This window comes from Rossellomorea pakistanensis (genome assembly GCF_016908495.1).
GTDB classification, from domain to species: Bacteria; Bacillota; Bacilli; order Bacillales; family Bacillaceae_B; genus Rossellomorea; species Rossellomorea pakistanensis.
This window is the reverse complement of sequence record NZ_JAFBDZ010000005.1, coordinates 24,015-37,054: the sequence shown is the minus strand read 5'-3', so window position 1 is coordinate 37,054 and position 13,040 is coordinate 24,015. Positions and strand designations below refer to the sequence as shown.

Sequence of the window (13,040 nt, the reverse complement as noted above, 5' to 3'; positions counted from 1 at the left end):
ACCCTAGCAATAATTAGGAATCGTATTTCTAAGTTTCTTTGATTTAAAAATAACTTATACCACAAAAAAGACTAGCACCCCCTAAAGGATTACTAGTCTTTAAATTATTCGTAGATATGAACCATAGGATCATTCTTGTTTGCTTTTTTTACAATGAGGGCTTCTGGTCCATTTGAAGAAGTGATGGTTAATTCTAGATTAAGTTCTTTTGGAAATTCTTTGTTCGCTAGGTCTGCAACATATTGAGTAAAGCCGATGGTTTCCGCTTTTCCATGATATTGTATTGGAATATCGATATTTAAAGTCGATATTTTTCCATTTTGGTAAAAAGCCTTTCCGACTACACCATTGTAATTTGGAAAATAGTTCTCCACTTTCTCTTTAAAGTTTAGAAAATACTTAAGGTCTTGACTATGAGCTTGTTCCGCTTCTGTAGAAGGAAATAAATAAAATTGTTCATTTACTGCTTTCCATTCTGCAATTGAGCTTTCATTTCCTTCAATATTCGTGTACGCAAAGAAATGACCAGGGGTTGCTGAGTTAGAACTAGCCTGTTTATAAAGCGCAACCGTGATGGGAACTCCTTGCAATTCTTCCTTCCCACGAAGACGCTTCACTACTTCCTGGGCAATCTGGTTCCCTTGTTGCTTTATGACATCATTACTGATGGGGTCTTCAATAGTCGTTCCTGTGCTCTCGTTTTGGTAATAATGAACAGAGTTCAGTGCAAGGCCTATCACAACTCCACCAAGCTGAACTTTATCTTCCGCAGTCTTTTGGAGATAGCTATGCTCTATGATGTGCGATAAATAAATGGGTGATTTATTACTTCCATCATCTACTGGATTTAACCCTACGTTTTGAGACTCTTTTAGCCCTCGCTCTTTTAATTGTTCGCTTGTGAATTTACGATTCAACCAAGATTCCACTGTTTTTTTATCTAAGGTTTGACCTTCTTTAAACAGAAACTTATCAGTCGGAAACCTTTCTTTTGCCATTCTTGTTAAACCAGCCTCGAATTGGTCAATATCGTAGCGTGAATGAAGGTTATTCACAACTAATCCACGTGTCGCACTGGACTCATATGGCAGGAGGGTTTTGTAATAGTGATCAGATATTTGGAAACTAGGAATAATCGCTTTTACAGTTTGATTATTCTCATCTTCCTCGACAACTTGTTCCTGTTTTTCAAATGTCGGTGCGCAGCCACCTAATAGGACAACCGAGCATAGGGTAGCCACAAGCCACTTTTTCATTTTTTGTTACACCTCTTATCGGTTAAGTTCTTCCAATAGCTTCTCTTCATCCCATATTTCAATTCCAAGGTCTTGTGCTTTTGTTAATTTCGAGCCTGCATCTTCCCCAGCGACTAAAAGATCTGTCTTTTTACTAACACTACCGGTCACTTTTCCGCCGAATGCCTCGATTTTTTCTTTTGCTTCATTGCGGCCCAACTGTTCCAGTTTTCCTGTAAGGACAACGGTTTTCCCTCCAAAATAGGAGTCTGTATTTTCAACAGCTACCGGCTTAGGACCTTTGTATTCAATATTAACACCGTAGGATTTTAACTCTCTAATTAGACTGATCGCCTCTTCATTTTCAAAATAAGTCACAATGGAATCCGCCATCTTCTCTCCAATTTCATTTATTGCAACTAAATCTTCAAGTGATGCTTCCATTAATCGATCAATTGTTTCAAATTGCTGAGCTAATGTTTTAGCCGCTTTTGAGCCTACGTGTCGAATACCTAGCCCAAAGAGGAGTTTTTCCAATGAATTTTCCTTCGATGCCTCAATAGCCTTTAACAGATTGTCTACCGACTTTTCCCCCATTCGCTCTAATTGTAGAAGCTGGTCCTTTTCTAGGCGGTAAAGATCTGCTACATCTTTAATTAGGTGTTCATGGAAAAGCTGACTAATCACTTTTTCACCCAGTCCATCAATATTCATGGCGTTTCTTGAAACAAAGTGTATCAAACCTTCCCGAATTTGTGCAGGGCATTTTGGATTAATACATCTTAAGGCTACTTCTCCATCAAGTCGGACGAGTTCACTTTCGCACTCAGGACATTCAGTAGGCATGTGAAAGTCCTTTTCTTCACCTGTTCTTCTTTCTTCAAGAACATTTACGACTTCAGGAATGATATCTCCAGCTTTTTTAATGACGACATAGTCACCAAGCTTTATATCTTTTTCTCTAATCAAGTCTTCATTATGAAGGGATGCCCGCTGAACGGTTGTCCCCGCAACCTTTACGGGTTCAAGCACAGCCGTAGGTGTAATCACGCCCGTACGGCCTACATTTAGTTCGATTGATTTTAGTAAAGTAACAACTTCTTCTGCAGGGAATTTGTAAGCAATCGCCCATCTTGGGGATTTAGCCGTTGTTCCAAGCTCTTCTTGCTGCTGAAGAGAATCGACTTTAATAACGATGCCATCAATTTCATATGGAAGTTCAGCACGTTTCTCTACCCAGTCTTCCACAAATTGAATGACTTCGTCGATGTTTTCACAATTTTTCCGTTCTTTATTTGCTTTAAATCCTAACGATTCGAGTAGATCTAATCCTTCACTGTGAGAAGTGACACCTGTCTGACCTACATCAGCAATCGCATATAAATAAATATCTAGATTACGGGATGCTGCAATCTTTGGATCGAGTTGTCTTAACGATCCGGCAGCTGCATTTCGCGGATTCGCAAAAGGTTCTTCTTCCCTTTCCACTTTTGCTTTATTTAAAGATTCGAATGAACGTTTTGGCATAAAGGCTTCCCCGCGCACTTCAATAGAAAGGGGTTCGGAAATCCTTAAAGGAATGGAACGAATCGTTTTTAAGTTTGCTGTAATGTCTTCCCCTGTCGTTCCGTCTCCTCGAGTTGCTCCTTGCACGAGCATTCCATCCTCATATCTTAAAGAAACCGCTAATCCGTCGATTTTCAGTTCACAAACATAAGAGAATCTATCCCCAACTGCTTGTCTTACCTTACGATCAAAGTCACGAAGGTCCTCCTCATTAAAGGCATTCCCTAAGCTAAGCATTGAAATCTTATGTTGTACTTTTTGGAATGCCTCAAGAATATCTCCACCGACACGTTGAGAAGGGGAATCGGATGTTTTTAAATACGGAAAGGATTCCTCTAGTTTCTGAAGTTCTTTCAGTAAACTGTCGTACTCAGCATCTGGTACTGACGGATTATCCAACACATGATATTCATAATTATATTGATTTAAAAGTTGATGAAGTTCTTTCACACGCATTTCAGCTGCATGAAGGTCCATAAACTCAGCCCTTTCTACACTAACTTTTTACTTTTTCAACAGGTGCAAATTTTGCTAAAAGCCGCTTGACCCCAATCGGGCTCGGGAAAGCAATATCCAGTTCCATACCGTCTCCCGATCCTTTCACACTGACAACCGTGCCAGTTCCCCACTTTTTATGTGAAGCTTTATCTCCCACTTGCCATCCTAATTCACTCGCTCCTGTTGACGTTGCCACAGGTCGAGAAACCGGTTTGCGCGTTTGTTGAGGGCGCTGGAAGGATGAGGATGAAGATGATGAAAAGGTACTTTTCTTTTCGATTGAAAATTCATCTAGAAGTTCGTTTGGAATTTCGGCTATGAAACGAGAAACAGGATTCATTTTAGTTTGACCAAATAATGTTCTCATTTGTGCATTTGTAATAAAAAGTTCCTCTTCGGCACGAGTGATTCCAACGTAAGCTAAACGGCGTTCTTCCTCCATCTCTTCTTCATCCATTAAAGATCGACTATGAGGGAAAACCCCTTCCTCCATACCCATTAGAAAAACGACAGGGAATTCTAGCCCTTTTGCTGCATGAAGGGTCATTAAAATAACGGAATCCTTTGGTTGATCATCTTCATCAAGCTTATCAATATCTGCCACTAATGCTAAGTCTGTTAAAAACGCGACTAAGCTTTTGTCATCGTTACTTTCCTCAAAGCTTTGTGTAACGGATAAAAACTCATCGATATTTTCTAGTCGACTTTGGGACTCAAGAGATTTCTCCGCCTTGAGCATTTCTCTATATCCTGATTTCTCCAGAACTTCTTCTACTAATTCTGTTACGGAAAGGTATTCTTGCATGCTGGAATATCCTTTGATGAGCTCTTTGAACTCAATAACCGCTTTTGTTATTTTTGGGCTGAGTCCGATAAAATCTGCTTCTCCTAATGCTTGGTACATGGAGATATCATGGTCGGCTGCATAACGGGCGATTTTATCAAGTGAACCTGCCCCAACGCCTCTCTTCGGAACATTGATCACCCTTTGTAAACTGATATCATCATCAGGATTAGCGATTAATCGTAAATAAGCAAGAATATCTTTAATCTCTTTACGATCGTAGAACTTGATTCCGCCTACGATGGAATACTCTATATTTGATTTAAGAAGGATTTCCTCCATTACACGGGACTGGGCATTTGTACGATAAAGAATCGCAAAATCAGAATATTTTCTCTTACCGTTATCGACCATCTCTTTAATTTTTCCTGTAACGAATTGTGCCTCGGACTGTTGGTTGTCTGCTCGATAATAAGTAATTTTTTCCCCGTCCGAATTTTCAGTCCACAAATTCTTTGGTTTACGGTTCATGTTTCGTTCAATAACACCATTCGCCGCGTTTAAAATCGTCTTCGTCGAGCGGTAATTCTGTTCAAGTAAAATGACCGTTGCCCGCGGATAGTCTTTTTCAAAAGAGAGGATATTTGCAATATCCGCACCCCTCCAGCGATAGATTGACTGGTCTGAGTCTCCCACTACACAAAGGTTTTGGAATCGTGATGCCATCATTTTAACAAGCATGTATTGTGCTCGGTTTGTATCCTGGTACTCATCCACATGTATGTACTGAAACTTTCGTTGATAGAATTCCAATACCTCAGGTACTCTTTGGAAGAGCTGTATTGTGGTCATAATGAGATCATCGAAGTCTAATGCTTGATTTTTGCGAAGTCTTTTTTGGTAAAGCTCATAAACGTCTGAAACGACCTGGTCATAATAGCTTCCTGCCTGCTTACTGAATTCTTCAGGAGTCATTAGTTCATTTTTTGCAGAGCTAATCGAGCCAAGAATAGACCTTGGATCAAATTTCTTAGGATCAATGTTTTTTTCTTTTAAAATTCCCTTAACAACAGACTGCTGATCAGTAGAATCTAATATTGTGAAGTTTCGATTGAAACCAATTCGATCAATATCTCTTCTTAATATTCTTACACACATAGAGTGGAAGGTTGAAATCCATATTTCTTCAGCGACTCCACCCATGATTTTCCCAATTCTGTCCTTCATTTCGCGTGCAGCCTTATTTGTAAAAGTAATGGCAAGAATATTATAAGGGTTTACCCCTTTTTCAACCATTAGGTAGGCGATTCGATGGGTCAACACTCTTGTTTTCCCCGAACCTGCACCAGCCATAATAAGAAGGGGGCCTTCCGTTGCCTTTACTGCTTCTTTCTGTTCTGGGTTCATACCGTTCAATAATCGATCTGTTAAATACTGCATTTTTCCACCACCGTAACGAACGTTTGTTCTTATTATATCGAATTTATTAGTAAAAAGAAATTATTTACGATTGATTTTTTTAACTGCGGTAACCGTTTTTAAAGCGGTCTTTAGGTCTTCATAGATGACATTTCCTACTACAATGACATCAGCAAGAAAGGCCATTTCTTCTGCTTGTTCTGCTGATCTAATTCCGCCACCATAAAAAAGAGTTGTTGACTCTAATGTTTGTTTTACTGATTTAACAATGTCTTTATCTCCGTATTTACCGCTGTATTCTAAATAAAATATAGGGAGGTTGAACATTTTTTCGGCCATCATTGCGTAACCAACAATGTCATCTTTTGCCAATTTTGTATTAGCATCCGTTAATGTCGCCGCCTTACAATCTTCGTTGAGAATACAGTATCCTTCAACAAGAATTTCTTCCCAGTTCATGATTTCTCCAAATTCCTTGACGGCTTCATGATGAAGTCCCGTAATCCATTTGGGATCGCGGCTGTTTAGTACGGTTGGGATAAAATAAAAATCAAATCCCGGGGTAATGGCTTCCATATTAGAAACTTCTAGCGCACAAGGAACCGTATATCTTCTCACTCTTGCCATGAGATCCAGTACTTTTTCAAGGGTGACACCGTCCGTTCCACCTACAATAATAGCATCCGTTCCTGATTCACAAATTTCCTCTAGAGCCTCGTCCGATATTTCCTTATCCGGATCTAACTTAAACGCATGGCGCCACTCTCGAATATCATACATCACTTGTTCCTCCATTCTCCTTTTCCAATACAACATTATACCATTCAATCAAGCGTTCACGAAACCCAGACAACCATCCTGCAGCCCATTATCTTCTTGCAATTGTCTTGCTAATTTGGCTTTATCGTTACAATTCTAAGACTATATCATCGTATAGAAATTAAATCGAAGTAAGGTTTAGTGAAAAGGGGAAATGAGATGGTAATTAGATTGGTTTAGGTATTTTTAAGGAGAAACGTTTTTAAGCCCTGTTATTGGTCATAATTGTGAATGATTCCACTAAAAGTAACGGACTTTGTTTAAGAAGAAATACTAAAGACAAAAAAACGCTTGGGATAATCGGATATTCCAAGCGTTTTTTTGAGCTAAATTTATTGCCAATCGAAATACTTTTTGTGTAGTTTTTTGTACGAAAAATTCATTGTGAATTTAGGTTTTCTCCTTGTTTTCTTAACTTCATACTTTAATATTGTCGTTCTATGATCTCGCTTCCCTAATGGAATCGTATCATTTCTACTCGTACATTATAAGGATTTTTTCCATCCGTTCATCTGAGCGTTTTTGATTGAAGAGCTATTGACACTTATCTTTCTTTCTGGATCAGTGTAAAGCAGGAAAAGGAATCCAAAGATGAATAATAAAGCCGAAGATAATATGATAGCATTATTAAATCCTTGAACTGTGTGATTTCCCGCCGTTTGCACAAAATTTCCAATAACAGCTGATCCAACAATACCGGCTAATGTTGCAATACCCATCATTAGACCCGACATTAATCCTCCACGTTCAGGAAGTAAATGAGTGACAATCTGCGGCCCCATGATAAACATGAGAATGGCGGAAGCCTGAACAAAACACATAACAGCAAAAATCCAGGCTGAATGAGATAGGAGTGTGATAGAATAAAAGAGTATTCCTGCCAGTATCAAAGAAAGTCCAGCGACAAAAACATGCGATTTTTTATAACTCTGATTCTTTCTGAATAAACGATCTGTCAGCCATGACAGCGTTATATATAAAACGCTTGCGATTACACCAGCTGCTGCTATAAAGTACCCCATATTTGTTTGTGTAAAACTTTTGACTTCTATAAGATAAGTAGGCATCCATACAAGAATGAACGCCACCATCCAGTAAGCGGAAAACCCTGCAAGGCTAGTAAATATAAAGGTTCGCGATCGTAAAATGACTACAAGTTCAGACCACTTTATTTTTTGTACAGGTACTTTGGAATCACTCGCCATCTCCTTGTTCTCAGGTTTTTCACGTCCTATCCACATCCAAAGAATAAACCAAACTAGGCTAATACATCCTAATAATCCATAGGCTATACGCCAACCGCTGCCTACGATAACAGCCACCAAAATCGGAGCGGATACTAATGCACCAATTGAATTGCCGAAATTCAGGATAGAGAGCGGCAAACTGCGGGATTCAGGAGGAAACCATTTATTCAAATGGTTAACAGCTGTCGCATAAAACGGTCCTTCCCCAATCCCTAATAGAACACGGGACAGTATTAATAATGGGAGACCTGTAATGATAAAAGCACTAAATTGGACAACAGACCAAATAAGCGCCATAATAGCCAACATTTTCTTTGTCCCTATTCTGTCGGACAATGCAGCTCCGATTACTCCTGCAATCGAAAAAAACCAAAAAAAGCTGCTTCCTACCACTCCCCATTGCGTATATGTGAGATTGAGTTCTTTCATAATTGGAACAGCTGAAAGCCCTGCAATGGATTTATCTGCAAAGTTGATTACCGCAAGAATAAATAAGAACGCAAGTATCCCCCAACGCATAACATTCCAATCCTCCCTTGATTTTAACTATATAAACCCGTATGAAATTGATTTCGTACTTTATTTCCATTTTCGGCAAGAGATATATAATATTATTAAGGAGTTACGATATTAGGAAAGCGGTCGAACTCATCTAAAAGTGATAAAAATTCTGTTAGTTTTGTTTGATCACCAGAAATGATTAAATTACCTGCTGCTACTGCTTGTTCTGGTGAGAGCAGCCTAAGTCCCATTCCATAGAATGTCATTTGATCAAGGATTAAAGAAATATCTGGGTTAGAGTCTAACTTACCAGTTTTATAAGTCAAAACAGCATTATCTAAATTAATTGTATATTTTTGGTTGGAATTTGTTAATGTAACATTCAACGTTATTTTTTTTCCATCAGCTTTTGGCCCGTTTAGTTTAATAGCAATCAGCTTTAAAAAATTATCTACTGGCATATGGTTAATAATTCCAGAAACATCTAATGGAGAATCATCTTTATTCATTCCATTTCTTAGTTCGGATGCGCCAACTAAATAGATATTACGCCAATTGGCGGATTCGGCTTGGTATCCTAATTGTTCGAATGCATCTGCTAATAAATTTTTTGCTTCCGAATTGTCTGGTTCTGCCATTACTACATTTTTTAGTACTTGAGCTACCCACCGATATTCACCATTATCAAAGTCAGCTTTTGCTTGTTTCAAAATAGTATCCGCTCCACCCATGTATTCCACATATTTAAGACCAGCTTCCACTTGTGGTAATGGATCTAAATCTGAAGGATGTGCACTGTAATAACCTAAATAAAAATTGTAAATCCCCTTTGAATTATGCTTTAGTGTGCCATAATACCCGCGATTTCCCCAATAAGTATCTAAAGATTTGGGAAGGTTGATAGTTTCAGCAATTTCATCCATCGTATATCCGTGATTAGCCAAACGCACTGTCTGGTCGTGCATATATTTATATAAATCACGTTGCAATTTTAAGTGTTGTAAAGCACGAGCTTTGCCCCAAACTGGCCATGCATGAATCATGAGTAATGCATCAATCTCTTCATTTTCAAATAAATCGATTGTTTTTTCGAGTGAATTAGCCCAATGAAGAGCATCCCTTGTTTTTGCCCCTCTTACCGTATAAATTTGATGCATCAATTGATTGGCGTTCTCGGATACAAATAATGCTTTGTACTCTTGTATATAAAAATGCATTTCAGCTGGTGCTTCTGTGTTTGGGGTTAATAAAAATCGAAAGTTTATCCCATCGATTTCCATCGTTTGGATTTCATTTTCTATTTCAACTGTAGGCATCTCAAAACTCATAGTCCCTGAACTCATAGTTGGACCAATCCCTATAGATACAGAGCCCTTCCTTCCATCTGGTATGTTTTTACCAAACTGATACTCTGCTCTGCGCGCCATAATTGTACCTAAAAGCACATTTTCACTTAACACTTCTTCTGTAAAATGTTGGGGAACGATAATTGGGATAGCCGGATTTTCTGCATATTTTAGAACTGCTTGAATGCCAGCAAAATGGTCCGCATGACTTTGACTAATAATGATGGCTGAAACTGGCTTCCTTGGTCGATATTTATAATATAATTCCATTGCTGCTTTTGCAGATTCAGTACTTGCTAATGCATCACAAACAATAACTCCTTGTTTACCTTCAATAAAGAATGTGGTAGCGATTGATTGTCCACGAACTTGATAGACTCCTTCTACTACTTCAAACAATCCAGATATAGCCTGTAGTTGTGCATTTCTCCATAAGCTTGGGTTCACAGTGTCAGGGGCAGTGCTATTTAGAAATTCTAAATTATCGATATCCCAGACGACATCTCCAGAATCGTTCTTAATCATTGTCGATTCCAATGGTGCAATAAAACCTCGTTTGGCATCTTCGAAATCCTGTCGATTATCAAAATTTAGAGAATCGTACACTGCTAAATTTGCCTTTTTTGTAAAAGAAGTAGCAGACATAGATTGATTTGATATTTTGCTTATCATACAAACCTCCAAGAATGTTATTTTGCAATTAAAAAAATAGGAAAACACTTTTAAATCCCTAGCACTAATGGTAGTTCTCCAACCATATATAAATAGGAGGTTTTCAAGTGTTTTCCTTGTTACTGAATTGCCAGATTGATAAAAATTAGTTTGCAGTCGAGGCTAAGCCTTTATAGTAGTTTCTTCAAACACTTCGTTTATCACTTTGGTAATAATCGTTTCTGGTATCTTGAAGAAAACTCCGGCAGGGTCATTATGAACAGCAGGTACCAAATGTTGAAGCTGATCTTGGTTACTTTCAAATTCAGCAAATGTTTCGGGCAAATCCACTGCTTTGCGGAGATCTCTTATATATTGGATAACATCCTCTAAACATTTCTCAGGTTGTTCTGATAGATTCTTGATTCCTAACGCTTGAGCAAACCCTGTGATTCGCGGCAAATAGTATGCAGGCAATGATTCCATTACATTTGGTAAAAGGACAGCATTCGCCAGTCCGTGCGGGATATTAAATTTTGCTCCTATCGCATGGGCCATATTGTGAATCGGAATCGCATTCAGGCACAGGCAGAATGCAGAAATCGCCATCGAACTTGCCATTAGCATATTCGCTCTTGCTGAAAGGTCGTCTCCTTTTCGAACCGCAGTCTGTAAATTGTCTGCAACCATTCGAATCGATTGTAGAGCATAAGCATCTGTCATAGGATTTGCCTTTGGTGAAAAATAAGCTTCTACAGCATGGGTCAAGGCATCAAATCCAGTAAATGCAGTGATTTTTGAAGGAAGTCCTACCGTTAAATCAGGGTCCAAAATAGCCATATCTGCATTAATAAACGGATTAAGAAGGTTTGCTTTTATTCCAAGCTTTTCATTAAAGATAACAGCTACTGGTGATACTTCAGCACCTGTTCCCGCCGTTGTCGCAATAGCTACATGCGGAATCGGAATAAATTGGGCCTCCGGCCGCCACTCCATCACGTTTCCGGTAAAAAGGGAATCACGAATATCATTCAGACCTTTATGGAGCATCCACTTGATCGCTTTTACTGTATCTAAGACGCTGCCTCCGCCAAGAGCAATTAAGGAATCACCGTTGCACTCCTTAAAGAAACGAGCTCCGCGATTAATAATTTCACCTTTTGCGTCCTGTTCGATATCTTCAAAAACCCCAACAAGCTGGGGGGTACCAGGTATGATTTCAAATAATTCTTTAATCTGATCTGTAATTCCGGCCTTAGTTAACCCTTTATCTGTATAGAGTACTGCTCGCTTTCCGCCAAGCCCTTTAATCATCTCAGGAAGCAAAGTCCTGGACCCCGATCCGCTATTTACAACCGTTTGGACAGAAAATTGAAAATATGATGTCGACATGGAATCACCTGCTTTTTTTATTTTTGTATTCATAAAGTAATCTGTATTATCCCAATAACATTTGATACCAAGGTCTTTGGCTTACTTCAGGTACGAGTGAACAGTGAACATGCTTGATTTGAGAATATTCATCTAACGCATGGCGTCCTAATTCCCTTCCAAAACCGCTTTGTTTGTATCCGCCAAATGGCGCATCACTTCTCATCATATGCCAATCATTGATCCATATCGTTCCAGCCTTTAATTCACGTGCTATTTTCATTGCTTTATTTACATCCTTAGACCAAATCCCACCTGCTAATCCATAAATCGTATTATTCGCGATATCAATTGCCTCCTCAACTGTGGAGTAACGAATGACTGAAAGAACAGGTCCAAAAATTTCCTCTCTCGCAATCTTCATGTCATTATGAACATCTGCAAAAATGGTTGGTTCAATATAATATCCATTTTCAAATCCTTCTACGATTCTACGCTTTCCTCCGCAAACCAATCGCGCACCTTCTTGAATACCGGATTCAATATAAGAAAGAACGCTTTCCAATTGTTGCTTTGATACCAGTGGCCCCATACCCGTTTCTATATCTAATGGATTTCCAATTTTAATAGAGCCTGCTAGTTCAGATAACTGTTTGATTACTTGCTCATAAATGGAATCATGTACGAGAACACGAGTGCCTGATTCACAGACTTGCCCAGAGTGTGTCAAGAATCCGAATAAAATGCCAGGAATTGTAATATCCAAGTCGGCATCCGGCAATACGATTGCTGGTGATTTCCCTCCTAACTCAAGAGTGAGGCGTTTTACCGTTCCGGATGCCAGCTGCATGATGCGTCTCCCGACATCTGTCGAACCGGTAAAAGCGACTTTGTCTACACTAGGATGGGTCACAAGAACTTCCCCAATGCTGGCTCCAGGGCCAGATACAACATTGAATACACCTGCTGGTATCCCTGCTTCAGCAGCTAATTCCGCTAATTTCAAGGTAGACAACGGTGTGTTGGAAGCTGGCTTGATCACAATAGAGTTCCCCATAGCCAACGCAGGCGCCAACTTCCACATCGCAAGAATCATTGGAAAATTCCAAGGTGTAACGGCCGCTACAACACCAAGTGGTTCCCGCCAGACCTGGTTATTGCTCGGACCAGGAAATGGTAAGGTAGGAAGGGATTCGACATAGGGATACTCTACAGTGAACTTTGCCGTTTGCTGCAGAAGATCTACAATGGATAGTATGTCTAAGTTTGAAATACGTCGAACGGTAGCTCCTGAACTGATAGATTCTAAGTAACCTAATTCTTCCGCATGTTCCATAATCTTATTTCCAAATTGGACAAGTACGTCAGCACGTTCTTGAGGAGATTTTTTTGACCATACTCCCGAATCAAAAGCACACCTGGCAGATGCAACTGCCTCCTCTACATCTGCTTTTCCGGCTTTCGCTACCTTTGCCGCCACTTCACCAGTTGCAGGGTTTACTACCTCAATCGTCTCTCCGTTTATTGCAGGTTTCCACTCCCCATTAATATAGAGTGGGAATTCTAAAATTTGCACTGATGCTTTCACAGAAACTCCTCCTTT

At 39.4% G+C, this 13,040-nt stretch carries 8 protein-coding genes; all 8 read right to left on the bottom strand.

Going from position 1 to position 13,040, the window contains the following annotated elements; genetic code table 11:
* Positions 1–104: 104 nt before the first annotated feature.
* The 8 genes from JOC86_RS20200 to JOC86_RS20165 all read right to left on the bottom strand — a co-directional run bounded on the left by JOC86_RS20200 (position 105) and on the right by JOC86_RS20165 (position 13,025).
* A complete protein-coding gene (locus JOC86_RS20200) occupies positions 105–1,256 on the bottom strand; it encodes a CamS family sex pheromone protein (RefSeq protein WP_205174765.1) in 1,152 nt (383 codons plus the stop codon).
* Between the two features lie 15 nt (positions 1,257–1,271).
* A complete protein-coding gene (gene ligA, locus JOC86_RS20195) occupies positions 1,272–3,278 on the bottom strand; it encodes an NAD-dependent DNA ligase LigA (protein ID WP_205174764.1) in 2,007 nt (668 codons plus the stop codon).
* Positions 3,279–3,297: 19 nt separating this feature from the next.
* Positions 3,298–5,523 carry a DNA helicase PcrA gene (gene pcrA / locus JOC86_RS20190; RefSeq protein WP_205174763.1) on the bottom strand — a complete coding sequence of 742 codons (2,226 nt, stop codon included), beginning with the start codon at positions 5,521–5,523 and terminating at the stop codon, positions 3,298–3,300.
* 60 nt (positions 5,524–5,583) lie between these two features.
* Positions 5,584–6,282: a heptaprenylglyceryl phosphate synthase gene (gene pcrB, locus JOC86_RS20185; RefSeq protein WP_205174762.1), complete on the bottom strand. Its 699-nt coding sequence runs from the start codon at positions 6,280–6,282 to the stop codon at positions 5,584–5,586.
* Between the two features lie 524 nt (positions 6,283–6,806).
* Positions 6,807–8,087 carry an MFS transporter gene (locus tag JOC86_RS20180; protein ID WP_205174761.1) on the bottom strand — a complete coding sequence of 427 codons (1,281 nt, stop codon included), beginning with the start codon at positions 8,085–8,087 and terminating at the stop codon, positions 6,807–6,809.
* A gap of 95 nt (positions 8,088–8,182) precedes the next feature.
* On the bottom strand, positions 8,183–10,087 hold the full coding sequence (locus JOC86_RS20175; RefSeq protein ID WP_205174760.1) for an alkyl/aryl-sulfatase: 1,905 nt from the start codon (positions 10,085–10,087) through the stop codon (positions 8,183–8,185).
* Between the two features lie 162 nt (positions 10,088–10,249).
* Positions 10,250–11,491: an iron-containing alcohol dehydrogenase gene (locus tag JOC86_RS20170; RefSeq protein WP_239587742.1), complete on the bottom strand. Its 1,242-nt coding sequence runs from the start codon at positions 11,489–11,491 to the stop codon at positions 10,250–10,252.
* A gap of 13 nt (positions 11,492–11,504) precedes the next feature.
* On the bottom strand, positions 11,505–13,025 hold the full coding sequence (locus tag JOC86_RS20165; protein WP_205174759.1) for an aldehyde dehydrogenase family protein: 1,521 nt from the start codon (positions 13,023–13,025) through the stop codon (positions 11,505–11,507).
* Positions 13,026–13,040 lie beyond the last annotated feature (15 nt).